This window comes from Rhizobium sp. Rhizsp42 (assembly GCF_047304155.1).
Taxonomy (GTDB): Bacteria; Pseudomonadota; Alphaproteobacteria; order Rhizobiales; family Rhizobiaceae; genus Rhizobium.
The window spans coordinates 1-22190 of record NZ_JBGLYS010000056.1 but is presented as its reverse complement, the minus strand read 5'-3'; the positions used below and the strand labels follow the sequence as shown (position 1 = coordinate 22190).

At 57.9% G+C, this 22190-nt stretch carries 20 protein-coding genes and 7 pseudogenes; 10 read left to right on the top strand and 17 right to left on the bottom strand.

The annotated features are described in order from the left end of the window. Positions 1–705: 705 nt before the first annotated feature. Complete coding sequence (locus tag ACCD05_RS29925) at positions 706–1743, top strand: FecR domain-containing protein (RefSeq protein WP_413397190.1); 1038 nt, start codon at positions 706–708, stop codon at positions 1741–1743. A 771-nt stretch (positions 1744–2514) separates the two neighbouring features. Here the strand turns inward: ACCD05_RS29925 and ACCD05_RS29920 are convergent. From ACCD05_RS29920 to ACCD05_RS29910, 3 genes and pseudogenes are all read right to left on the bottom strand, one after another. After that, positions 2515–2868: a hypothetical protein gene (locus ACCD05_RS29920; RefSeq protein WP_146618519.1), complete on the bottom strand. Its 354-nt coding sequence runs from the start codon at positions 2866–2868 to the stop codon at positions 2515–2517. A 386-nt stretch (positions 2869–3254) separates the two neighbouring features. After that, positions 3255–3426, bottom strand: a pseudogene (locus ACCD05_RS29915) (integrase); the annotation flags it as partial. Between the two features lie 5 nt (positions 3427–3431). Further along, positions 3432–3986, bottom strand: coding sequence for a TetR/AcrR family transcriptional regulator (locus ACCD05_RS29910; RefSeq protein ID WP_413397188.1), 555 nt, complete (start codon positions 3984–3986; stop codon positions 3432–3434). A gap of 44 nt (positions 3987–4030) precedes the next feature. On the opposite strand from ACCD05_RS29910, the gene ACCD05_RS29905 reads away from it, so the two are divergent. After that, positions 4031–4615, top strand: coding sequence for a dihydrofolate reductase family protein (locus tag ACCD05_RS29905; protein ID WP_413397186.1), 585 nt, complete (start codon positions 4031–4033; stop codon positions 4613–4615). 119 nt (positions 4616–4734) lie between these two features. After that, positions 4735–5062, top strand: a pseudogene (locus ACCD05_RS29900) (NADP-dependent oxidoreductase); the annotation flags it as partial. A gap of 519 nt (positions 5063–5581) precedes the next feature. On the opposite strand, the gene ACCD05_RS29895 reads toward ACCD05_RS29900, so the two are convergent. The 5 genes from ACCD05_RS29895 to ACCD05_RS29875 all read right to left on the bottom strand — a co-directional run bounded on the left by ACCD05_RS29895 (position 5582) and on the right by ACCD05_RS29875 (position 8792). Beyond that, a complete protein-coding gene (locus ACCD05_RS29895; RefSeq protein ID WP_162724571.1) occupies positions 5582–5770 on the bottom strand; it encodes a hypothetical protein in 189 nt (62 codons plus the stop codon). An 861-nt stretch (positions 5771–6631) separates the two neighbouring features. After that, the gene (locus ACCD05_RS29890) at positions 6632–7324 is read right to left on the bottom strand and encodes a hypothetical protein (RefSeq protein WP_413397184.1); all 693 of its coding nucleotides are present in this window, start codon (positions 7322–7324) and stop codon (positions 6632–6634) included. A 671-nt stretch (positions 7325–7995) separates the two neighbouring features. After that, positions 7996–8196, bottom strand: a complete 201-nt coding sequence (locus tag ACCD05_RS29885) for a hypothetical protein (protein WP_111563903.1) — start codon at positions 8194–8196, stop codon at positions 7996–7998. A gap of 40 nt (positions 8197–8236) precedes the next feature. Beyond that, entirely contained in the window at positions 8237–8440 is a 204-nt protein-coding gene (locus ACCD05_RS29880; protein WP_112436064.1) for a hypothetical protein, read from the bottom strand. Beyond that, positions 8430–8792 (bottom strand): hypothetical protein, encoded by a 363-nt coding sequence (locus ACCD05_RS29875; RefSeq protein WP_413397182.1) that lies wholly within the window; start codon positions 8790–8792, stop codon positions 8430–8432. The genes ACCD05_RS29880 and ACCD05_RS29875 overlap by 11 nt, the downstream gene beginning before the upstream one ends. Before the next feature lie 384 nt (positions 8793–9176). Here ACCD05_RS29875 and ACCD05_RS29870 point away from each other — a divergent pair, with 384 nt between their 5' ends. Continuing rightward, complete coding sequence (locus tag ACCD05_RS29870; protein WP_111563906.1) at positions 9177–9404, top strand: acetyltransferase; 228 nt, start codon at positions 9177–9179, stop codon at positions 9402–9404. Between the two features lie 611 nt (positions 9405–10015). On the opposite strand, the gene ACCD05_RS29865 is transcribed toward ACCD05_RS29870, so the two are convergent. The 5 genes and pseudogenes from ACCD05_RS29865 to ACCD05_RS29845 form a co-directional block, all read right to left on the bottom strand. Next, positions 10016–10198: a hypothetical protein gene (locus ACCD05_RS29865; RefSeq protein ID WP_413397180.1), complete on the bottom strand. Its 183-nt coding sequence runs from the start codon at positions 10196–10198 to the stop codon at positions 10016–10018. Continuing rightward, positions 10195–10425, bottom strand: a complete 231-nt coding sequence (locus tag ACCD05_RS29860) for a hypothetical protein (RefSeq protein WP_111563908.1) — start codon at positions 10423–10425, stop codon at positions 10195–10197. Before ACCD05_RS29860 ends, ACCD05_RS29865 begins: the two co-directional genes overlap by 4 nt. Before the next feature lie 363 nt (positions 10426–10788). Beyond that, entirely contained in the window at positions 10789–11316 is a 528-nt protein-coding gene (locus ACCD05_RS29855; RefSeq protein ID WP_112989377.1) for a GXWXG domain-containing protein, read from the bottom strand. 313 nt (positions 11317–11629) lie between these two features. Then, a pseudogene (locus ACCD05_RS29850) lies at positions 11630–12609 on the bottom strand (L,D-transpeptidase family protein). Positions 12610–12749: 140 nt separating this feature from the next. Continuing rightward, positions 12750–15041 carry a cation:proton antiporter gene (locus tag ACCD05_RS29845; protein WP_413397177.1) on the bottom strand — a complete coding sequence of 764 codons (2292 nt, stop codon included), beginning with the start codon at positions 15039–15041 and terminating at the stop codon, positions 12750–12752. A gap of 183 nt (positions 15042–15224) precedes the next feature. Here ACCD05_RS29845 and ACCD05_RS29840 point away from each other — a divergent pair. Further along, positions 15225–15808, top strand: a pseudogene (locus ACCD05_RS29840) (ATP-dependent DNA ligase); the annotation flags it as partial. A gap of 54 nt (positions 15809–15862) precedes the next feature. Further along, positions 15863–16071, top strand: a pseudogene (locus tag ACCD05_RS29835) (DUF4142 domain-containing protein). Between the two features lie 169 nt (positions 16072–16240). On the opposite strand, the gene ACCD05_RS29830 reads toward ACCD05_RS29835, so the two are convergent. The 3 genes and pseudogenes from ACCD05_RS29830 to ACCD05_RS29820 all read right to left on the bottom strand — a co-directional run bounded on the left by ACCD05_RS29830 (position 16241) and on the right by ACCD05_RS29820 (position 17764). Further along, on the bottom strand, positions 16241–16534 hold the full coding sequence (locus ACCD05_RS29830) for a hypothetical protein (RefSeq protein WP_413397192.1): 294 nt from the start codon (positions 16532–16534) through the stop codon (positions 16241–16243). A 39-nt stretch (positions 16535–16573) separates the two neighbouring features. Next, positions 16574–16744 (bottom strand): annotated as a pseudogene (locus ACCD05_RS29825) (HWE histidine kinase domain-containing protein); the annotation flags it as partial. A 3-nt stretch (positions 16745–16747) separates the two neighbouring features. Next, positions 16748–17764, bottom strand: coding sequence for a GAF domain-containing protein (locus ACCD05_RS29820; protein WP_413397175.1), 1017 nt, complete (start codon positions 17762–17764; stop codon positions 16748–16750). A 246-nt stretch (positions 17765–18010) separates the two neighbouring features. On the opposite strand from ACCD05_RS29820, the gene ACCD05_RS29815 reads away from it, so the two are divergent. The 3 genes from ACCD05_RS29815 (at position 18011) to ACCD05_RS29805 (ending at position 21176) form a co-directional block, all read left to right on the top strand. Further along, positions 18011–19393 carry a sensor histidine kinase gene (locus tag ACCD05_RS29815; protein WP_413397173.1) on the top strand — a complete coding sequence of 461 codons (1383 nt, stop codon included), beginning with the start codon at positions 18011–18013 and terminating at the stop codon, positions 19391–19393. Further along, positions 19393–19788 (top strand): response regulator, encoded by a 396-nt coding sequence (locus ACCD05_RS29810; RefSeq protein WP_413397171.1) that lies wholly within the window; start codon positions 19393–19395, stop codon positions 19786–19788. Before ACCD05_RS29815 ends, ACCD05_RS29810 begins: the two co-directional genes overlap by 1 nt. Positions 19789–19973: 185 nt before the next feature. Next, positions 19974–21176 carry a sensor histidine kinase gene (locus ACCD05_RS29805; RefSeq protein WP_413397169.1) on the top strand — a complete coding sequence of 401 codons (1203 nt, stop codon included), beginning with the start codon at positions 19974–19976 and terminating at the stop codon, positions 21174–21176. A 230-nt stretch (positions 21177–21406) separates the two neighbouring features. Here ACCD05_RS29805 and ACCD05_RS29800 read toward each other — a convergent pair whose 3' ends face one another. Continuing rightward, on the bottom strand, positions 21407–21712 hold the full coding sequence (locus tag ACCD05_RS29800) for an ArsR/SmtB family transcription factor (protein WP_112436053.1): 306 nt from the start codon (positions 21710–21712) through the stop codon (positions 21407–21409). A gap of 278 nt (positions 21713–21990) precedes the next feature. On the opposite strand from ACCD05_RS29800, the pseudogene ACCD05_RS29795 reads away from it, so the two are divergent. After that, positions 21991–22190 (top strand): annotated as a pseudogene (locus ACCD05_RS29795) (diguanylate cyclase); the annotation flags it as partial.

Genomic DNA, 22190 nt, shown 5'->3' with positions numbered 1-22190 from the left:
GGCACGTTGATCCTCCCGGCCTTGCCGGAGAGCACGGTGGCCTCGTCGGCACTTACACCATCTCATGGGACACGATCATGAAGATTCGGTGCGTGAGATCCTCTGCTCTTACATCCGCTACCCAAGGAGCGACATCGTTGGCAACCAAGAGCACTGTTAGGATCGCGAAGAAAGCTATGTGAACGAAGAAGCGCAGCGCTGGTCTGCCTCTCACGACTATCCTCGCGATCACCAGGAGGCACAAAAGCGCGGTGAACTGGGCGGTTGCGTCCGACAGGATCGCGTGAAGCATCGTTAAAACCTTGGGTGTTCCACCTGTGAACCTGCAGAGTGGAGACTGAAAGCTTTTCTAGGGGAGTTCGTCAAGGAAATGTATGAACGAGGTTAGCCTTCGCAAACATCCGTCGAGCCGATCAATTGGCTAGATACAACGCCGCTCGAGCACGCCTTCATGGAGTGGTGGATCCGGCGCTAGTAACACGAAGATCGCGCTTGCATCCCAAAAAGGGCGGCACGGGCAAAACAACACTTCGCTTGGCATTGCCTCGGCGTTGGCGTTGGACCATCCGCGTCAGACTTGTAGTGGAGTATCTGGTTAATCTGGTCCGATAGCGTACAGAACCCGCTCAGTTTACAATGATTTTCACGTTTAAAGTTATTCTTAAGCTCCAGCGTGTGTAGCTTTCCCGAAGATCCGGGGGACTCATGTCTAAATTTCTCAGCGTTGTATTTTTCTTTCTCTGCGCACCGCTATTTGCGCATGCATCCGACAATGATTGGCAGGTGGCCAAGGCAACCAGCCAGGTTAAGTATTCCATTGATCAGAAGCAGTGGAGCGACCTGCATGCCGGGGATGTCGTTCCGGACAAGGCATGGATCTCAACTGGCCCTCGAGGACGTGTTCAACTTGTGCGGGGCGTGGAGCGTATTGGGCTGCAGCCGAACACCATGGCCGCGGTCACAACCAGGCCTGGCGGATTTTTTTCTCCTCGAAAAACCGAGATTGTTCAGCAGGTGGGGGTGCTTGACCTCGAAATTGAGAAGCGAAGCCAACCACACACCACCGTTCAGACACCCTACCTAGCAGCAGTGGTCAAGGGAACGATCTTCCATGTGACGGTCGACAAGTCCAAGGCGTCAGTCACGGTCGACCGTGGACTGGTGCAGGTGACGTCGTTCGCTAGTGGTCAACGTGCCGATGTGGGTCCTCGCCAGAGCGCGACGGTGGGAAGGGAAACCGGCATGCAAGTCGCTGGAGCCGCTTCAAAGCCCTCTATAAAATCGGTCGCGACATCGGTCGCCGTCGTTCCGGCCGTGGGTACCAAGGAGCTTTCCGGGAAGCCCGACGCAGCATCCGACCGGCGGGACAAGTCGCGGAAAGGCCGCGAAGACGCCGGCGCCAACTCGTCTGACGATGGAAGGGGAAAAGGTAATTCCGGCAACGGCAATGGGAATGGGAATGGGAATGGGGGCGGCAAGGGAAGCGGCGGCGGAAACGGCGGTGGACATGGGAATGGAAACGGCGGCGGTAACAGTGGCGCCGGTGGAAATGGCGACGGTGGAGGTCGCGGCAATAGTGGCGGAAGCAGCAACGGCGGTGGCGGAAACGGCAACGCGGGAGCCAATGGCGGCGGCAACGGTAACGGTAACGGCGGCGGCAACGGCAACGGAAATGGCGGCGGCAACGGCAACGGAAATGGCGGTGGACACGGTAACGGTGGCGGAAACGGAAAAGGCAGGTAGTTGACCGCGCCATTTACCCAAGCGTTGACTGGCGAGGGGCATGCTGAGCTCGGGTGCCAACGGATCAACCACCTTTAGTCAATGCACGGATCACGAAAGCGCCGGTCGCGATAGTCCTCCTTAACCTACGGCGAGGACCGATGACCTCGCCGCCGATATGCGTGAAGCGTGCATTGTCCGGCTCCGGGCTCTGTCATCGAAGTTGACGCGGCCTGATCGAGCGCATCCTTGAACGGCCCGCTATGAACCGCCGGTGCCAAATCGCGCGTCACTGCTCCGCTCATGGCCGATTACACCAACCTCTCGTTTTCGACGCGTCTATTTTCAGCTGTCACCTCTACAGCGTGAACGATACTCGCGGGCGCAATGCCTTACGAAGATGCGTTCGGATCCCGTGGACCCAGCCACTCTGTCAACCTGTCATCATGCTCGTGAACTTCTTTGAAAGAGTTTGATTGGTCCGGTGAGGCAACGAGGAAGCTTGTCGGAAATGGCGTTGGATAGGCGGTTCGGCATTTTTTGGAAGATGTCCCTGCCGACGAAGCCGGCCGCGATGAGAACACTGAAATAGCCCAAGCATGGAGGCATGCGGCACCGCGTGTTTATGCATTCCTCCCGAAAATAGCGCTGGCGAATTGATCCCGGCCTGCTGCTCGATCCCGAACCAGGTTTGTGGCTAACGGAAATCGTCCACGGGTGCGCCAATGGTCTGACGTCTCCTCGGACTGAAGTCGGAGGTGAGACTTTTCGTGGAACTCAAAGACCAGGCAATCATTTTACTGCGGTCCAATAACCCGAGGTAAACCTTCCATGAAAAAAACTATCCTTGCGATCGCTCTGGCTGTTTCGTCCATCATTGCCGTCCCAGCGGCTTCCTACGCGGACACCGTCGTTATCCGGACCGATGACGGTCCCCGTCCGCATCGTGGCTGGGAGCGTGGCCACCACCGTGGCTGGGATAATGATCGGAGAGCTCGCCTTGTGCATGAGGATTTTCGCCGCCACCCGTCTTGCTTCACGAAACGGGTTGTAACCTATCGGCATGGTGAGCGAGTCACGCGCACGACCAAGGTCTGCCGCTAACTGAAGCCAGGTTCTCCCCACGGAGCCGGAAAGGAAATCCACTTTCCGGCTCCGTGATTTTGGCACCTCCGCGCGAGGCTGCCATCGTTGGTGGTGCGCCAGCCGACGATGCCACACCTGACGCTGGCGGGAGGGCATTCATGCCGCCTCGCGTTTCCCGCGCAAGCCATTCCTTCAGAAAACCCTTCTCCCAACCTCTTTCCGTGGCCGAGGCGCTATTTACCCTTTCACTCTGGGGGAAGGAAGTTACCGGGATCCCCGTTCAAACGGTCCGGCGAAGGCCAAGGCTGCTCGTTCGTAGGGGATGTCTTCCATACCTCCTACCCGCGGTGTGATGTCTAAACACTAGCGACCGGACGCCGCTCGGTGAGGGCAACGCCCGCGGATGCCTTGGTCAGATTTACGCGGAAGCTTTCGCGCCCGCACTGTTACCGGCGATTCATCTCTGCTGACGCGTGCCCCAGCTGTTTCCGGACATAGCGTTCGTCGACCTCGGCCGAAACAGACGAGGCCCGCTCTCAGCGAATGTCAGGAAAACTTGAAAGCGCGATCGATCTCGCTTGGACCGCCGCGAACGTCCGCGGCCATTGCCGCCTTTCTCGCAGTCAATCGCTTTGCAACCAAGCCTCCAGGGCTTGCCGGATCGCGCGATCAGCGGGCACTGTCTGGTCGAACGCCCACCAGGTGTGAGCGCCCTGCCAGAGAGCGGCCATCCGCCAGCCCAAGAGCTCCGCCTCCCGCGGGTCCTCCGACAAGCGCCGCCCTAGCGCCGAAGCCAAGGCGCGACCCCACGCAGCGCCTCTTTGACGAAGTCTCGGGTTTCTTATGTCTTCGCGCAGTAAAAGAAGACCATCAGTGGCATCACGTTCAGCCGTTTTGGGAGACATAAGACGCAGTAGGAGCTTAATGGCGCCCTCAGGCGTTGGATCCTCCTCTTTGTCCGCCGCCATTGTCTCCGCATCAAGACGATCCCAAGCCTGCAGAAGAGTTGCCTCAACCATGCGCTCACGGTTTCCGTAGCGCTGCACCAGGGTTGCCGCGGCCAAGCCCGAAGCCTTCGCGGCACGTGCGAAGGTCAGACCGTCGGGGCCGGTCTTCATCATCACCTCGAATAGAGTCTCGAGTACCTTCTCATCGGGGATTGTCTTGCGTCTCGTCATGATATTATATAAACATACATTCATTTATATATCAAGGGGTGACGATGGCGAGGATAGTTGGCTACATTGCAGCGAGTCTGGATGGCTTCATCGCGGACGAGAGCGACGAACTGGACTGGCTGTTTAAGTACGATGGAATGGATCTGGGGGAGCATGATTACGGCATATTCGTAAAAGGCATTCGCACGATCGTCATGGGTCGCGGCACCTACGACTTCATTGCGAAGGATCCCACACCTTGGGCCTATAACGAGCAACGGGTGATTGTCGTGACGTCGCGACCCATCCTGAATCCCAAGGGCTCGCTCGAGATTAGAGGCAATATAGATGACCTCATAGCAGAGCTTCGTGCTCTCGATGATGGTGATGTCTGGATGCTGGGTGGGGGGATGCTGCAGATGGCGTTCATGGAACGCGACGCGCTCGATGAGATCGAAATCTACATCATCCCAGAGCTCCTCGGCGGTGGTCGTCCTCTTTTCCCCTCCACCGGCTTCAGGTCGAGTCCAAGGCTGATCAGCGTCAAGAACCTCGACAAGGGATGCGTCCGGCTGCACTACCGTTTGCTCGACGCTTCGAGCTCCCTGGCACCGCTGTCTCGCGCCAAGCCAGCGGTCGATAACGCGTGAAGGGTCCGTATCCATCAAGGCGAAGACTGGCCTCCACTGGCCACGAGACAAGGCGGGCTTCAGCCTGACAACGACAGAGGCATGGGCGTTTTTCCCGCCACGCGGGACCAACCCTTAACCAGCCCGCCGGGATCGGCCACATGCAGGCCGCCGGTGCGCCGATGTCGCTCCTGACCGCCTGGTAACTTCTAGCCGATCTGGGACGTGATGTGCCGAACCCTTTCCACCTTCACGCATGCACCGGTTCCGCTCGTCGACAAGACGGTTTGGCGAACGGCGCCGGCGGCGACGTTGGCCATCTCGCGGTCCAGATCGCGAAATGGCAACGCGCGACAGGTGATTGCCGTTGCTTCCGGCGAGCACGATCCGCTTCTCAACGATCTAGGCGCCAATATTTTCGTCGACTACACGAAGAGGGCCACTGAAGCAGTGGCGCACTATATGGACGAGGGCAAATGGAGTCAGCCTATCAAATAGACTGGGCGGTCCAGCCCGTACCATCCGCCCTGTCCCGGCGGTTCGGTTGAGGTTTGAGGGTGCGGAAGGCTGCCGGGGCGTTGAGACCTTTAGGCTCTCCGCTGCCGAGCAAGACGTTGGGAGACTATCTCGGCGAGGAGGAACCCGGTTGAACGCCGTTTGTTGCGAGCACTTTTTGACAAGACCCTGCTTCTCTTCCCTTGGCGCTCCCCTCGTGTCCAGACAGGGTCCAAAAATGGGCTGTCAGGAATTGCTATTCGTAGCACTCATTGCGGTGTCCCGGCCGCCACGTCCTTCGACCCTTCTTCAAGCAGGGTTTCCCCCGGCCTCTGATCCGCCGTCCCCTAAATTTTCGCGATCGGTCGGCGGGCAGGGCTCTGCCCTTAACCCATGAAACTGGGCGGTCGGCCGCCCTTTGCGATTGTCTCTTTCAGCCCCCTTGGTCAACAGTTTGAGCCGCATTCTCTCTGCCTAGTTCAGCCCGCTAAGTTAGCCTCCAAAGATCTCCCGGAAGCCGACCACCAGAATGGTCGCGATCGGCACCGTGACGACGCTGATTAATCCCCAGAGGAAAAGACCTGCCGCGGTGCCGTTGATCGCGAAAGCGTGACGCAGCGCATTCCGGCGCAAAATCCACGGTGCAATCAAACCCAAGGAAACGCCAACTAGCCAGATCACGGTGATCACTCCATCATGTTGCATCGAAACCGGGTCGTATAAGTGTGAATACTGCCCTTCGCAACATCTTGCGTGGTTGTGGAACCACCGCCGCGCTGCGGTCCATGATCAACGACAGGGGTCGATGATCAGCCCTCGGGACTTGGACAGCTTCGAGCTTCGCGCGCTCAAGAACTTGGTAAATGGCGAAGGCGCTTACTTAACGGAACCGATGGTCAGGACTGATGTTGCTGCCATTGGCCCAGCCGGTCCGGCGATGGCAAGATCCGCGCCTAGGGGCTTGGAAAAGAAGTCGTACTGCAATCTCGTATGGCCCTCGTCTCGTTAGTGGAGGGTAGAGATACCGGGAAGACTTCCCCCCCATCCAGCTGCGGTAGAGTGGGGGAAGATGAGAGCTCCTCGCGGCCGGATCATCAACGGAGCAGGCGATTATCTGTCCAGGGATAGAATCTGGATAGCCGAGAGAGTTACAGCGCTCACGGCCCGCCACGTGGCGCGCAGGGGAGACCCACTCGGTCGATAGCACGGTGGGCGCGATACGTTCCGACGAGACCGGTCCTCGTCTCTGGCCGTTCCTTTCCTGGTTCAATAGCTCCGAAATGGTCGATCGAGCCGTGTCAGCTCTCGGTCGTTATCAGGGGCTGGATCGGGCGGCCTACTATCAGCTCCTGGGTTTGAACTAAACCAAGTCTTCCCGTCCATGACCTGTCAGATGAAGTTTTACGCTTCCCTCGATGTCCGCGAACCGCCTGTCGCGATAGGCTGTCCACCGTGCCGGAGGACGAGAACGAAAGTAGAGTGAGGCAGCTTTCGTTGACCTGAGCCGCGCGACAACGCGCGGCTCCGGATTGTCTCGACCGCTCAGCGACTCCCAGGCAGCATCTTGCTTTGTCGCAGGTCGTCGATCGACTGTTCCCGCGACGCCCGTTCGTTCATTGGGCGATCCCCTTCGGACACGTCGCGCTGATGGCCCGTCGGGACCACGTCGTCAACGATATCGTCGGGAAGGTTCTCGGCCAGATCGTATCCACGCACGCGCGGCGACGTCGCCTGCGTGGTTCTCGTGTAGCGGCCGACGCCGGTGGCGCTGCCCGCGGCCGTCTCGGCGTGGAAGACGTCGTCCTCAGACCCGATGGCCTGCTGGCCGCCTCCGGCCGTCCAGCCTTCCTCTCGCCAGAGGTCCGCGCGCTCGTCCATATCGATTGAGCCTTCATTAGCGAGAATGTCGTGCGCCGTGTCGTAATTGCTCTGGTCTACGGACACCGAAACGAGAAAACCGCCCCGGCGGAGACCTTCAGCGTAGACGTGCCGGTCTTCGTCCGGGAAGAACCAGTCGCCGAGGCGTGACCAGAACCCGGACCCTTCCGCCGCGGCTGCAGGTCCTTCGCCCTCCGCTTCGTAGCCCGGCATTAGGCGGACGTCGGACACCCCGGCCGACTTCAGTTTGTCGATGGCCGTCTCGGCCTCGCTTCGGCTGTCGAAGAACGCTGTGAGCGTGCTCCTGGCGAGGCCGCTGGCAAAGGTTGGCGCGCCTTCATTGTAGATGTTGGTCATCATGCTCCTCCTACGTTTGGTGAGGAGCCAACGGGTGTCGAAGCTGAATGTTCCGAGCTGGCTTAGGGGTCGAGGCAAGGGAACCGCGTCTCGCACAGATCGCCTTGCGGACTCGTCATGCGATCACACCCCACCGCGAGACGACGGCGCAGTCGAGCAAAGCTGGCTCCCGCGCCCAGCTGGTCGACGAGTGCCTTTCGCTCTAGGCTGTCCCGGCGATCGCATCTGACGCATACGACCTCGATAATCGGCTGACGGAAGTCCCTTAGTTTAGGCCCGGGTAGGTTGTCGGGTCGAGGGCGACGTTTTCCCAATCTCTAGTCCTTGCACGCGATCTGGCGGCTGATTACCGCATGTAAAATTGACAGGCAAGACGTGAGCTGTAGCCTACTATCGTCATAGCGGCCTCGACTGTTGGAAACCGGATCGATGGCAGAGTAAGCCACGATCGACACAGATGTTGCCGACTTTTTTGAAACAGCATCGTGCCCTAAGTTCTTCGTTTATGAAGCAGTCGAGGTCGTGTCGGAGCCAAGCTCGGCCACGACGCGATCGAAGCGGTCCGAATGTTTCGTGAGCACGCCGCGACCGTACGGAAAACGCGCTTGGCTCCCGGCGAATCTTGAAAAACCGTTTCGCTCAGCCCCAGAATGCAACATCGTCAAAGCACACTACGCAGCGGTTTTCGGCAATTTAGCAGCGATTTCCGCAGCTTCGAGTCGAGCTGAGGTCTTGTAAGGATAGTGCTTCCAGCACCACCAATCCTGGGAATCGGCTGTGCAGAAGCCAAAGCCAGCCCAGTCGCCGCAGTGGCACTTATGCGCGACCAGTTTTGGTGCCCGTTGTAAAGTCTGTCGATTGATGTCGCTCATAGGAAACTCCTCTCAAGGCTGGTGTGACGTCGCATGCAAATTAAAGATCACGATCGAATTTGGGCTTCCAACCGCGCGTCATCCCTTGGCTCATTGCCGCCTCGGCCAAAGTCAGTTGCAGGCGCAAGTGCTTTATGTCTCCCAGAAGCGTCGCTATTGTCGCCTTGGCATCCTCATCGTGGTAGGCGAGGGCCGCTTCGACTTCATAGCTGTTCGCCAAGGCTTGAGCCGACTTACTGCACATGCCGGGCATTCCTCATGAGCAAATAGAATGCCTCGATGACGTCGCTCTCATCGCCGGAGTAGTCGAACCACAAGGGCTTGCTCATAAGCTGTTCGTAACCGACGGCGTTGAAGTAACCGCACGCTCTGCCGCTCCTTGGGTCAAAACCGATATCGAATGAACCAATGGGCGCGCCGGAACCCATGTCGTACACATCCACAGAGCACAAAGCCCAGCTCGGGTAGCTTGGGATCATGAGAAGGACCGCCATCAAAAGCGGATGAACCTCCGCGAGCGTTGCCTCGCGCGGGGTTGCCCAGTATGTGCCTGTCTCTTCGTCAGCCCGCAGCTGTCCGCTCGGCGTCTTGGTCATCGCCGTCATCCCTTTAAAGAATTGAATGTTCCTATTATGTTCTCTTCTGGGGAGGAGTCAACAATTTTGGCGACGACGGGTGACAACGTCGACGAGCCCCAAACCTCGACGATACTCAGGCTCCTCCGCCACCGGGGGTATTTGTCGGTCTACCGTCACCAGCCGTAATCCAAGCGCTGTCGGCAGTGCCGGCATTTCTTGCAGGTTGTGAAGCCGTGTCGGCATCAGTGACGTCGACGGTCCGCCAACGTACTGATGATTTCGGCTGAAAACAAAAGTCTGGCGAGAACGTTCGCGGTCCACGGAATGTCAAATGCAATTGCCCAGCGCCAAGATCGGCGTAAGGTATGCTCTCGCATGGACGCCTTTTGAGGAGGAGACGCAATGTTCCAAGCGTTCGATAGTCGTGGCAAGCAACCGCTCGGGCCGGAAGAATTTTCCATGGTCCAAGGTCTCGTAAAAGACTACTGCAGCGAGAGGTCCCTTGAACTGGCCTGCGCCGAAGCTCAAGAGGCAGCGAGAGAACTCCTCGGCTGGTTCCAGCTCGGCGTCACGGATCGGAACCGCCTAAGGGAACTCTTAACTTCGCGCAAGACAGATACGGCCTCGTGAGCCGGCCTGAATGGAGAGAGGCGTCGCGGCTCAGGCTGGAAGAGGCCGCAGCCCATTTCGTCGTGGACCGGGTAGATAAGAGGACATCCTCGGCGCGATCGTCGGGGAGTTAGGCCGGCTCCGCGGCGCGCCTGAACTCAACCTAAACCCGGCCGACGGCCGCAGCCAATCGATCCGCTCGTCGAAGTCGCCCCAACCGCGGGGTTGGCCTCCCGCCGCACGACAAGGGCTCCTGCGTGTCTCTCGGACGCCGCCTTTGCTTCGGCGATCGCGTCCGCCTCGCTGCCCCCGGCGATTGTCTCCCAAGCTCGGACTGGATTTCCGCGGGGATCCAGGTCGTGGGCGAATATCCGCGATGATGCGAACGTGCCCGGCATCACGGGGTGCCGTGATTCAGGCTAGAGAGCTGTTCGATCAGGTGCGGCCCGTCTTCCGTGCGCTCATCGTGGGACGTACCTCTGAGTTTAAAGCGAGTTCGCAACGCCTCGTCTGCCGTTGCCTCCACACGCTGGCCGCAGTCGCCGCCAAGAGGTGACCGCTTTGGACGATCGTGACGTTCATCGGCGCGCCGTTGAGATCGTTCTTGATACTGGGCGACGCAACTCTTTTTCCTACTCGGAATTGGCCGCTCGCGGGACCCGCGCGGTGTCGTCCGCTTCGTCGTTCTCGGCATGGGAAATCTCGGTCTTGCGCCCACCGCCACTTTCGACATCGGGCGGCCGAGGCGAAATCTCGTCGTCCGCCCGCAGCTCGGCGGTTCTCAAATATTCTTTGCGTTCGTCCATCGTCTTCACTCGCGGCTCGCGGTCTGAGGGGCCGGGATATGGTCCCTTGCGTCAGCACGACCTGTCTCCGGGTCGGCATCGGTTACGCCATCGCCGGCCTCGCGGCTACCACCCATGTTGACCGGCGGAGCGCGCCGGTCGTCGATATTGCTTTCGGGGAGCTCGTCGTCTTGGGTGTCTTCGTTAAGGGACTTCGGAGGAAGCTTTGCCGAGCTCGGAATGGAATTCGATGTCATTTGTGTTCTCCTTCTGAAAAGGGAACTCGCAGCTCAGGCAGCGGTTCCCAAACGCTCGTGCGCCTAGGGCGTTTGCCAGTTGGAGAGCCGTCCCGCTTCTACCGAGTTGCCAGATAGCGATCCGTCGATGCGAAGAGCTTGGCACCCAGCAGAAATTGAAAGACCTAGCGATTGCGCGCTTCGCGCTACTCTTGTCGCGTCCTCGTCCCCGGCGGGGTCCTTGACCACCTCACGTGCTGACATCAAGTCGGACACGAGGCGTTTGCGCTCATCCTCAGGCAGGTGAGGGTTTGTCTTCCGCCGGGACGTCCGCGCACAACGATGTAGCGGCCATCCGGCGTTTCTAGGTCGCACCGCTCTTGGTCAGGGCTGCTGATCTAACGGATTGACGCGCCGGAGCCGAAAGAAATATCGCCGCTCGTCGCCTTCGACGACCATCATGCCAGCAATCTCGTCGTCTCCGATGCGCCGAAAGAAGTCGACGATGGGCTGCCGGTCATAGACCATCGCCGCCGTCTCGTCTTCATCGACTGTCCTTAGTTTTACGGAGGCAGTCGTGTCGCGGGCACGCACCAGCTTGTTCAACCGAGAAAACCAGTTTCGAGCGACGGACGTCTTGGCGAAGTCCGCGAAGCGGATCACCGTTCGGATCGGGAAGAAGGCCGGCTCGATGGGTACAAGGCGTCTTGGCCGCCATTGAAACAGCAGCGCGTCCGCCCTGAGGTCGGGGTGAAATTTCTTGCCGAACCACTGCAGGTTTTCCAACACGCCATCCAACGGATGCCCCGATGGAATGCCTTCACCCCGCCACACGCCAGTCAACTCGGTCGGGATAACGGGCGGGAGCGAAGCAAACCAGGCGATCTTTTCAGACTGTAGGCCGTCCGACATGCCAGCTCCTACCGTTGATAGGTGAGGGCGGTGCCGAACAGGTGGGGCGCTCGTCTGCCGTTTCGTTGGCCATCGCGAGAAATCGGAAAAACCGCGATGTTCACCATCCCTGTTGCGTCCGATTGACACGGCCCGCGCTCAGAAAAGAAATGTCGAGCCTTCGAGATGGTTCCCGCAACAACACAAGAACAACGGCGCACTATAAGAATTGGTCGTCATGAAGAGGGTCGGGATTTGGCGTCCTCGCTCGAACTGAGACATTACCCTCAATTCGCTCTCCGCGTGTCCATCACGGGCCACACGTTTTGGTGCTCTAATTTTCAAACACGACAGTAACACCGGGCTTGACCATGCTGCTGAGCTCCTCAACGTCCCAGTTCGTAAGTCGGACACAGCCGTGAGACCCGCTTTGTCGATCAATGACGGTTCCGGCGTACCGTGGATGCCGTATGTCGGCTCGGAAAGATCGATCCAGACGGTACCCACGGGGTTGTTAGGGCCACTTGGAAGAGTGAGCTTTGACTTGTTCTTGCCTTGCTGGAAGTTGATTTTTGGATTGTAGACGTATGGCGGATTTCGAGCCACACCGTTGACCTTGTGCTTTCCCGAAGGCGAGGGGTTATCCTCGCTGCCGATGGTTGCCGGATAAACGGCCAAGACCTTGTCGTTCTCGCCGTAGGCGACCAGCTCGCCGGCCTTTCGGTGGGCCTCGATCCGCTTTACGTTGCCTGTCCGGGGAGCGCCGACAACGGCGACAGACAGGGTTTCGCCAGGTATAAACCGCGCCGTGGGGTTCAGCGCACGTATCAGGTCCACGTCCATATGGAAGCGCTCCGCCAGTTTTTCGGCCACGCTAGTATATCCGAGATGGGCCATTTTCGCCTGCTCCGAATAGTCTTTCGGTATCTCTGGGACGATGTCATCGCCGTCATCGGCCGCGATCGTATACGGCCCGATAACACGCTGGTCGTCAGACAGACGTGTTACAATTTCTTCGTCTAGGTTCCCGTCGACGGGGAGCCCCTGCAGCAGTTCGAAGCCTGCGATGGCCTTCCTGACGTTTGCTCCATCCAATCCGTCAATAACGCCCGGCGACGCACCTGCACGATCTAACAAGACCTGAAGATGTATGACCGCGGGATCGGGCTTGTCTGTCGGGGGGTGTTCCAGACTCTTGTCAGACAAGACCGAGGAAAGATTGACGCTGTTGATCTCTTGTGGGGAGAGGTCTTGGGCGTGAACGACCCCCACGGATGCGAGGGCGATAACTGGACCGAGGACGATTTTTTTCATCATCCCGATTAATCGCGCGGACGCGCCCGCGGTTCCACGCGTGCGGGACGAAGTGCTAATTTCTAAAGAAGAAGGCCTGAAACGCTTTCTCCCCTGCCAGTTGCGGGTGAAAGAACAGGCCAAATGTACCACTTGCGTGTTCATGCGGCATCGTCTCGGATGTTGGTGATCTCCGTCTCCACCAGAAGGCACGACCGATCCGCAGTGCCCAGCAAAGCGTCAGCGACGTTCCCGTACGAAAGTCGCTCACCTGCTCGTCGACTGACACCCAGCACTATCAAATTGTAGTCGCCACTGCGCGCGCAGCGAAGAATGTCGAGTTCGGGCGACGAACCCTGACGCAACAGCTTTTCGGGCTTGATGTCGAAATACGCTGCAGCGGCGTCGATTTGTCGGAAAGGATCAGCCTGTTTGCTGAGTTGGTCGGTAATCCGCGATACGCCCTGCAGTTTGCGTTCTTCTTTCACGAAAACCACCGCGCAGTGTCCACCGCTTGCCTTGGCGACAGCAAACGCGAACTCCGCTGCGCGCACCGACCGCTGGGTATCGCTGACAGCGACCAGAATGCGAAGTCGGTTACTTTTTTCTGGCATTTGTCCCCGGGAAGACACGATCGCCGTTGTCCCGGCGAATTTCTCCGCGGTTGCCTGGATGGTGGGACTGAAGCTCCCGTCTGAACGCAGGACGGGTTCCACGCCAGCAAATAGCAAATCATGGCCCGACTTCGAAATCTCGGCCAATGCGCTCTCTAGGTCCACGTCCTTAGCGAATTCCGTAACGCGGAGCGCAGAAGTCTCTTCGCCGTCGGCTCTGACCGTTTCCGACGCATGCCTTTCGAGCATAGGGATTAGCGCATCCCGAACCCCCTCCGAACCTGGTCTGCCATCAGAAGTGGCGTCGGAGTCCTTGTCGGAAGAGACGTCCAAAGTCGTTACCGGCATGTTCCGCGAAGCTCCGAGCAGACCCGCGATTCTGGCAGCCAGCTGGCTGTTCGACGATCCATCAGAGACAAGCACCGCCCGCTCGAACTGCTTCAAGAAGCTGCCTTTCTCGAAATCTTCCCGCTCCAGTCGCTCCTTTTCCTCTTCCCTGAGGGGCAACCGCGCCAGCGCCCAACGCAACGTTGGAGGCATCGCCATCGTTGTAATGACGGCCATCGCCACGATGACCGAGAACAACTCCTCGTTCAAAACCCCGACGGAAAGACCGATCGTCGCAACGATAACCTCGGTCGATCCACGCGCGTTCATTCCGCACCCGAGCGCCAACGCTTCGGGATTGGAGAGACCGCTGGCCTTGGCGGCTGCAAAAGCTCCGCCGAACTTGCCAAGCGAGGCAATCAAAACGACGACCAAAGTGAGGAGGATGATTTTGGGATCACCAAGGACGGTGAGATCGGTTTGCAGTCCCGTAAGTCCGAAGAAGACCGGCATGAATAGCGCCGTAGTGAGGCCGCGTAACTGGACATCAATCTGACGGGTCAGGATTGGGGACTCGCCAACCAGGATGCCGGCAACAAATGCTCCGAGGACCGTGTGCACCCCGATCGCGTTGGTGATCATCGCCATTGCGCCCATTATGGCGATGATGGCACTCAAAACCGGGAGATCGCTTTTGAAATTGTCGTTCGTCCAGCGGATGATCTCGAAAACGATACGGCGTCCGATCGTGAAGCTGAAGACCATGAAAGCAAGGGTGCCGGTCACGCTCTTCGCCAAGGTGAGCGGGTCGACGGTGCCGGTTTTCGCGAGTCCGAACGTGACCGCTATGATGATCCACCCGAGCGTGTCGTCGATAATGGCCGAAGCGACTATCAACTGACCGATATTCCGCCTCATGAAATCCATCTCGCGCACGACCGATGCGACGATCTTCACCGACGAAATAGATAAGGCCGTTCCGAGGAACAGAGATGCGACCAGCCTTTTATCTGGGTCGGGAAGAAGGTCGGCCGGCATGAACTGGCCAAGCGCAAATCCTGCCGCGAAAGGGATGGCTATTCCGGTTAACGACACCCCTGTCGCTGACCTTCTAAGCTTCCTGGCAAGTGCAAGATCGGTTTCCATCCCGGCCAAAAGCAATAGAAACAAAATGCCGAGCTGCCCGATCGCGTTGCTCATGCTTTTTTGTGCCTCGTCCGGCGGAAACAACCGAGCCTGAAAGTCGGGGAGAAGAAGCCCGAACAGGGAAGGGCCGAGGATTACCCCGGCGATAATCTGGCCCATGATAGAGGGCTGGCCGATCCTCACCATGAGTTCACCCAAGAGGCGGCCCGACACCACGAGAACGACAATTTGAAGCAAGAATAGAGCTTCGGACGGCCCTGCGGGCTTATCGGAGCCGGCCGCCAACGCCGCGGTGACGCCGGTAGAAAGAAAAGCGAAAGCTAGTAGGAAGTGCAGTGTAGCGAGAAATTTGAGATGCTTCGTCATTTGATCGCTCGATTGAGGATGATCCTAACGATCAATCGGGCTAGACGGTTCCATATGACATCTACGCAGTCGTACACACGGACCGATATAATCGCGGTCGCGGGCGGTTCGGTTTTTCTCTTCGACGATGCTGACCTTTCGCCAAACAAATATGAGCTTGCGGAACCGCACTGGTAATCTGCGGGGCATGGTTGGACCGGGCGCTTTCCGCCGATAGCTGAAGCTCGCAAACTTGGTGTTCCGAACGCTATCCTGGATGGAGAAGCAGCGGTGCTGGACGATGAAGGCCGGTCGGATTTCGGTGCGCTTCAGCGGTCACTGGGTGGGCGAGGCGGCAAGCTCCATCTTCGAGTTCAATTTACGTCGCCTTCGACCTGCTGTATTGTGATGGCCATGACCTGCAGACGATGGAAGTATCGAGCCGCCGACATATGCTTGAACAGCTGCTTGCTGATCGCGATGGACTGATCCAATTCTCGGAGGAAAACGACGGTGAGGGCGGCGCGATCTTCCGAGCCGCGTGCGGACATTGCCTCGATGGCATCATCTTCAAGGATGCGGACAGCGCCTACAGGTCGGGACGGACTGCCGATTGGATTAAGGTGAATTGCATTGCCTCGGAGAGCTTTTTCATCGTTGGTTACGAGAAAACGTCGACAGCCCGAAACGGCCTGGGAAGCTTGCTGCTAGCGGCCCGAAAATGACCGACTTAATATGTCGGCTCCGTCGGAACGGGGTTCAAATACAACGACGCGGTCGAACTCCGCGCGAAGACGATCAAAGCCCCGGCGACCGCCGACCTAGCTCCCAAGCATCGGAAGATGATGGATCAGCTAAGTGCCGCCAAGGGAAAGGACTTTGATGACCCGTACCTCGATATGCGGCGCAGGCACATATGGAGGCGGTAGGGCTTTTTCGAACCTACGCTGGATCGGGAGACAATCAGACGATTGTGGGATTTGCAAAGGAAACGCTTCCAGCACTGGAAACGCATCTTGCTCATGTGGAGATGCTCGTGGTCACGGAATAACCTGTTGATTGCTACCTGGCGGACACCCCACCAGGCAGCAATCAGGCTATCGTTTCTGAACATATGTCCCGTTTGGGACTTGGGGAAAACATCTCGCCACAACCATGTCAATGATATCCCGCCGTGAACATGACCTTGGTGTACCGGACATGCGCGATAATTGGCCAGCTCAGCTCTCCAGGGGAAGCCGACCTTCCAAGCTGAAGCGGAAGCCGAGCGGCTCATACTCAAGCTTCACGTCGCCGTTGAAGTATGGTGCGACCATCCGGCGGATCAACTGCGTCCCAAAGCCTGTTTTTTCTGGCACGACGACGGGCGGGCCTCCGGTCTCCGACCATCGAAAACTGAACTCGCCGGTCTCTCGCAAGCTCCACTCGATCTCCACAATGCCGGAATCACCTGAGAGCGCTCCATACTTTGCAGCATTCGTCGCCAGCTCGTGAAGCGCGAGTGACAAACCCATCGCCTGACCAGCATCCAATTTTCGCGGCGGGCCCCTTGTATTGAAACGTCCCACTCCCGAATCGTGTGGCGCTAGCGCATTGGATACGATTTCCGTAATGTCCCCGACGTTGCCTTGCGCTGTTGTCAGGAGGTCCTGTGCCCGTGCCAACGCCACAACTCGCTTCGAGATCGCTTCCTTGGCATCGTCGAGCGTGACAGCGTTTCTCACAGATTAAGATACGATCGCCTGAACGATCGAAAGTGTATTTTTGACCCTGTGAGCCGCCTCGGCCATCATGCCAGCACGGCGGGATTCCTCCGCCTTTATCTCGGTGAGGTCCTTCGTCACCACGCCAAACCCGGCGATCGCACCATCGTCGTCCCGAATTGGAAACATCGTGTACAAAGCCGGCACAAGGTCACCGCTTTCGAAGTGACGCAGACGAATTTCTTGTTCGCAGCTTTCTCCGGCCCTGACGACCGGCACGACCTGTTCCCGAAAGAGAATATGATCATCCGGCGCGATGTAATCCATCACCCTTGGCGGAAGAGGCTCGCCCTGTCGCAGGCCGACCAACTCCCGGGCGGCGTCATTCAAGAACAAGACGTTTCCGTCCGTGTCGGCGATGCCGATGAAGTCCGACGCCTGCCTGACAACGCGCTCGAAATTCGCCTTCGCCCGCTCGGCGCGCACCGCACGTTCAAGTAATTCCCGTTGATTGGCGACGGTTCGTCTCAGTTCAAGCTGGGCCATCGCCTGACGGGCGAGAAAGCGGAGCATTTCCACTTGTTCGGCCGTGAAATCCCGTATCCTGTAATCAAGGACACAGACCGTGCCAATCGGAAACCCATCGGTAGTTTTCATGAGGGCACCGGCGTAGGACCGTATGTGGGGCGCACCGGTTACCAAGGGATTGCAGTCCAGACGGTGATCCGCGGTGGCATCCGGAATGACAAGCACATCTTCCTCGAGCAGCGCGTGACGGCAAAAAGCGGTTTCGAGTGGCGTTGACCGAACACCGAGACCAATCTCCGCTTTGAAAAACTGCCTTGTTGTGTCGACCAGATTGACGACCGCGATCGGTGCGCCGCAAAACCGCGATGCCACCGCGGCAATATCGTCAAAATCCTGTTCGGTGGGCGTATCAAGGACGTTGAATGACCTTAATGCGGCCGATCTTTCGAACTCGTTCCATCCCGCGGGCACGATTTCGAATTCCGGTGAGTGTTCATCGAGCAACTTGGCCATTCCTTTTAATCGGCGGGTCATGCAATCTGCCGCAGCTTGGTGTATCACTGATCAGCCAATGCGTTATCTCAAAACGGCGTTATTTGTTCGTTCGAGAAACGGGTCTAATCCCGGAACCTTGTGAGCAGGACGCAAGTTGGACCGTGACGGGCGCTTGTTGTGCATGGTGATATGCCCTATCTCCTGCATCCGAGCCGTCGGAAAGGAAGTCGCTGTCCTGCCGAGCGACGAACGCAGAGTGCCAGAATGACCGCAGTCCCGAACTTCGCCGCCATTCTTAGTGGCATGCCGCAACCGTATCTCGTTCTCGACGGAAACCTCGCGATCGTAGGTGCAAGCGACAGTTACTTGGCTCTGACCTCCCGCACCCGCGAAGATATAGTCGGCCGCCATATCCTTGAGGCCTTCCCGGAGAACCCGGACGCTCCGGGAACGGTCGAGCAAGGGCCTCTCGAGGTGTCGCTCAAGCATGTGCTCCAGACGCGCAAGGCCCACGAGATGGCGGTCATCCAATATGACATTCCTCGGTTGGGCGGAGGATTTTCCCAAAAATTTTGGATGCCGATCCATACTCCAGTTCTCGACGACACAGGAGCGGTGAGTTTCATCATTCAAAATCCGATGGATGTAACGGAAAGCGTGTTGCGAAATAGGGAGGCGGACGCGAGGCTGAGGGTCGCCCTTCACGCTGCCGACCTGGCCACTTGGGAATACGAACCTGAAACCGACATCTGGAGGCGTAGCCAAATCGTCGACCAAATGTTCGGTTTTGCGGTAGGCGAGGCTGGTCCGGTGGCGGCTCCGTTCTTTGCTCGCATGCACCCGGATGACCTTGTCCAAATCCGGGCGAACCTCGCGGCCGTGGCAGGATCGCCAGATCAAACTGCCTTCGTTTTCGATTATCGGATCGTGCTACCGGACGGCGCGGTGCGGCACATTGCTTCGCGAGGCGAAATACTGCGAACCGCTGGCGGCAAGGTAAGGATGATCGGTGTCCTGATGGACGTGACCCCGGATAGGGTCCGTCAAGCCGAGCTGGAGGAGGCTCTGAAAGCACAGGAACGACTACTCGCTGAACTCAATCATCGGGTTAAGAACAGTCTCCAACTCGTCGTAAGCACCCTTCGATTGCAGGCGCGTCGTCTCCACTTTCCTGTAACGGCCGCCGCGTTTGACGAGGCCATCTCCCGGGTCCGGGCGATAATTTCAGTGCACGAGCGTCTCTACAGGGCGGGAAATGCCCACAGTGTCGATATGGCTACCCATCTTCACAAACTTTGCCTGGACATTGTAGGCGCGGATCATGAAGGTCGCATGACCGTCGACGCGGAGGAGGTCGAACTGACGCCGGAGAGGGCCATTCCGGTCTCGGTGATCATCAACGAAATTTTGACGGCCGCGCTTTCTCGGGCGGAGACGTTGGACGAATACGAGGTACAGATCATGCGCCGCGGCGATAACGGCCTTGACCTGTCTATCACTGTCAGTGGCGGCAAGAAGCCAATCGTCCTGACGGATTTGAGTAGAAGGCTGATTGGTTCGATGGTGGCTCAGGTCGGTGGGGAATTCGACGATAGTCAGCATGACGATCGCTATCGCGCTGTCCTCACACTCCCAAGGGAGGCTTGATGCTGCTCAGGGTGATGATCGTTGAAGACGAAATGCTTCTGGCCATGGACTTGGAAGACATGCTCCGAGACGCCGGACACACGGTGGTCGGCCAGGCCTCGGATATGCACCAGGCGATCTCCCTCGCCGAGAAGGTTCAAGGCAAAGTCGACGTGGCCATCATGGATGTCAATCTGGCTCGTGGATCGAACGGCATTGTGACAGCAGGTGAACTGCGCCAACGATGGAACATCCCTTCGCTGTTTGTCTCGGGCAATCTGGACGAAGCGACGCGTGAGGTGGCTCACCAGTGGAACCCGATCGGCTTCGTGGGCAAGCCGTACTCCGAACGAGAGGTCCTCACGTGGCTAAAAATTGTCTCGTCACAGCGGAGCGGAGCCGAGGTCAAAGATTAGGACCTGGGTGTCGACGCGCAGAAAATATTGGGCCTGATTCTGGTGGGGAGGCAACTGTATCAACTTCATGTGTTAGACAAATAGTTGAGTCTTAGACGGCATAAGCAGCGCAAATCTTGAAAACGCCGCCTGTCGGCTTAGCTTACCTATATTAATTAACAAAAACTCCACACTCGATCAGGCCAATGAAAGCTATCGACATTTTCGAGCCAGTTAGCCGGGTCGATGACCTGATCATCACCCAGCGACTGGCTACCGAGACAGGTCGTCCAAGCGACTTCGAGGGGGAGGCGAGAGTTCTTTCTGAGCTCGCTGAGCTACTGAATAAGTCTCCGCGCGTCGTTCTGCAGAAGCTTTCGGATGCGATCTTGGAATTATGTCGGGCAAAATCGTCTGGAATAACGCTTCTCGAAACGAGCGAAGATGGCGACGTTCTGCGTTGGATCGCGACCTCCGGCGGGTTTGCGCCGATGGTCGGCGGAACGATGCCGGTCGCGGCGAGCCCTTGTGGCACGGTGATCGATCGCGATCAGGCGTTGATGATGAGCGAGCCCGGCCGATTTTATCCCGCGGCCCGAGACTTGAGGCCTTACATAAACGAGATCATCCTTGCGCCTTTCTATGTCAGCGGCCGCCCCATCGGCACGGTGTGGGGGATTTTGCACGAGGACGGCGATAAGTTCGATGCAGAGGACATGCGGCTCCTGAGGAGCCTGTCGAGATTCGCGGGGGCAGCCTACACGCTTGCAGACGCTCTCAAGCAGTCTCACGATCGCGAAAGCGCCCTTGAGGACAAGAACGCTCAGCGGGTGGTGCTCGCTCGAGAGCTTACGCATCGGATGAAAAACCTACTCTCCATCGTTCAGGCCATCACCGCGCAGAGTCTGCGAAACGCGCGCTCTGTAGAGGAAGCCCAAGAAGCCGTCATGGGACGTATATCGGCACTTGGTCGGGCCCAGGACATTCTCACCCAATCCGATTGGGTTGATACCGAGATCGATCAAGTCATCTCTTCGATACTTGACCTCCACGATAGCAGGTCAGGTCGGTTTGACGTGCGCGGTGATCGATCCGTGGTCCTCTCGGATCAGCAGGGCCTGGGGCTGGCTCTGGCACTTCATGAACTTGCCACGAATGCGATCAAGTACGGAGCACTTTCAAATGAGGCCGGACGAGTAACCATAACGTGGCGGGCCTCCGCTGGCGGAGAGTTTTCGCTCGATTGGGTAGAGCACGGCGGACCGCCGGTGGTTGCGCCGACGCGTACCGGATTTGGATCGCGACTTATCGAAAAGATGGTGGCCCCGCACTTTCAAGGGAATGCATCGCTTCATTATCCTCCCGAAGGTGCACGATTTCAGTTGAGCGGCCGATTGGGGAACGAATAGCAGCTTTGGCCCCTTTGAGATTGGGCATCTGGATAGCAACGGAAGGTGCGGGATGGCGTCAGCCGAGCGATATCGATCGGGCCGCTTAAATCCACATACGAAGTAGCGCTCAAACCCATAAGGGTTTGTGTCAAGCGGCTGTCGACGGGCATCCAAGGCCGCCATGTGGAAGCGGTTGCCCCAAAGCCGGATTGCCGCCGAGAAACGCCTCGTATAAAGTGTAAGTTTCTTCAGCTAGCGATCAATGACCGGACTTCAATGGTCTCGTCGAACAAGTCGCTTAGCATGTCCAATACGGCATAAACCCTGTCGGACTTCACAGAATAATAAACTGCCTGAGCATCACGCCGTGTGGACACCAGGTCCATTGCTCGAAGTTTGGCCAAGTGCTGGGAGAGAGCAGACTGGCTCAGGCCAACAGTCTCGGCGAGCTTGCCGACGCCCATCTCTCCATCTCGTAATGTCGTCAAAACTTGTAAACGGCTTGCGTTCGCCATGACGTTCAGCAAGTCGGCCTTTTCGGTGAAGTAAGTCATTGGGGTTCCTTGTAGGAAAGCCGGACTCAGGTCGCTAATAAAACGTTTCCGAATATTCCTGATTCGGTCAACCGGTGACATCAAAACTCGGTTACCGAGTGGTTTCCTTAATCGCTTGGGTCGCGGAATTGTCACTCTTTTCCGGTCGGCCCAACTTATCCAATGATCGGAGCTCGTTCGTTTAGCCAAACTGCACAAGGCGCTCGTACGGACAGCGTCCAAGCACCCCAAATTCCCCACGGGCTACGACCTTTTCGACCGAGCTATTTGGAAACGAAGTGCCCGATTCAGGTTTTTTTTACGTGGACCTTCCCGAGAACGTATTGTACGCCGACAACGCCCTGGCAACGCTTTTTGGCGTCGACCCTGCCGAAGCAGAGCAGGGCCTTCCAATCGAGGTTAGAGCTGGTTCGGTTTGTCTGAACAGATTGGGGCGTTTCGCTAAGTGGATTTCCGCCTCGATTATGCCGCCACTATC

Bases quoted from the DNA above. Each gene is read 5' to 3' on its own strand.
- ACCD05_RS29925 (WP_413397190.1), top strand. From the start codon at position 706: ATGTCTAAATTTCTCAGCGTTGTATTTTTCTTTCTCTGCGCACCGCTA.
- ACCD05_RS29910 (WP_413397188.1), bottom strand. From the start codon at position 3,986: ATGACGAGACGCAAGACAATCCCCGATGAGAAGGTACTCGAGACTCTA.
- ACCD05_RS29905 (WP_413397186.1), top strand. From the start codon at position 4,031: ATGGCGAGGATAGTTGGCTACATTGCAGCGAGTCTGGATGGCTTCATC.
- ACCD05_RS29890 (WP_413397184.1), bottom strand. From the start codon at position 7,324: ATGACCAACATCTACAATGAAGGCGCGCCAACCTTTGCCAGCGGCCTC.
- ACCD05_RS29885 (WP_111563903.1), bottom strand. From the start codon at position 8,196: ATGAGCGACATCAATCGACAGACTTTACAACGGGCACCAAAACTGGTC.
- ACCD05_RS29880 (WP_112436064.1), bottom strand. From the start codon at position 8,440: ATGTGCAGTAAGTCGGCTCAAGCCTTGGCGAACAGCTATGAAGTCGAA.
- ACCD05_RS29875 (WP_413397182.1), bottom strand. From the start codon at position 8,792: ATGACCAAGACGCCGAGCGGACAGCTGCGGGCTGACGAAGAGACAGGC.
- ACCD05_RS29870 (WP_111563906.1), top strand. From the start codon at position 9,177: ATGTTCCAAGCGTTCGATAGTCGTGGCAAGCAACCGCTCGGGCCGGAA.
- ACCD05_RS29860 (WP_111563908.1), bottom strand. From the start codon at position 10,425: ATGACATCGAATTCCATTCCGAGCTCGGCAAAGCTTCCTCCGAAGTCC.
- ACCD05_RS29855 (WP_112989377.1), bottom strand. From the start codon at position 11,316: ATGTCGGACGGCCTACAGTCTGAAAAGATCGCCTGGTTTGCTTCGCTC.
- ACCD05_RS29845 (WP_413397177.1), bottom strand. From the start codon at position 15,041: ATGACGAAGCATCTCAAATTTCTCGCTACACTGCACTTCCTACTAGCT.
- ACCD05_RS29830 (WP_413397192.1), bottom strand. From the start codon at position 16,534: ATGGGTTTGTCACTCGCGCTTCACGAGCTGGCGACGAATGCTGCAAAG.
- ACCD05_RS29820 (WP_413397175.1), bottom strand. From the start codon at position 17,764: ATGGCCAAGTTGCTCGATGAACACTCACCGGAATTCGAAATCGTGCCC.
- ACCD05_RS29815 (WP_413397173.1), top strand. From the start codon at position 18,011: ATGACCGCAGTCCCGAACTTCGCCGCCATTCTTAGTGGCATGCCGCAA.
- ACCD05_RS29810 (WP_413397171.1), top strand. From the start codon at position 19,393: ATGCTGCTCAGGGTGATGATCGTTGAAGACGAAATGCTTCTGGCCATG.
- ACCD05_RS29805 (WP_413397169.1), top strand. From the start codon at position 19,974: ATGAAAGCTATCGACATTTTCGAGCCAGTTAGCCGGGTCGATGACCTG.
- ACCD05_RS29800 (WP_112436053.1), bottom strand. From the start codon at position 21,712: ATGACTTACTTCACCGAAAAGGCCGACTTGCTGAACGTCATGGCGAAC.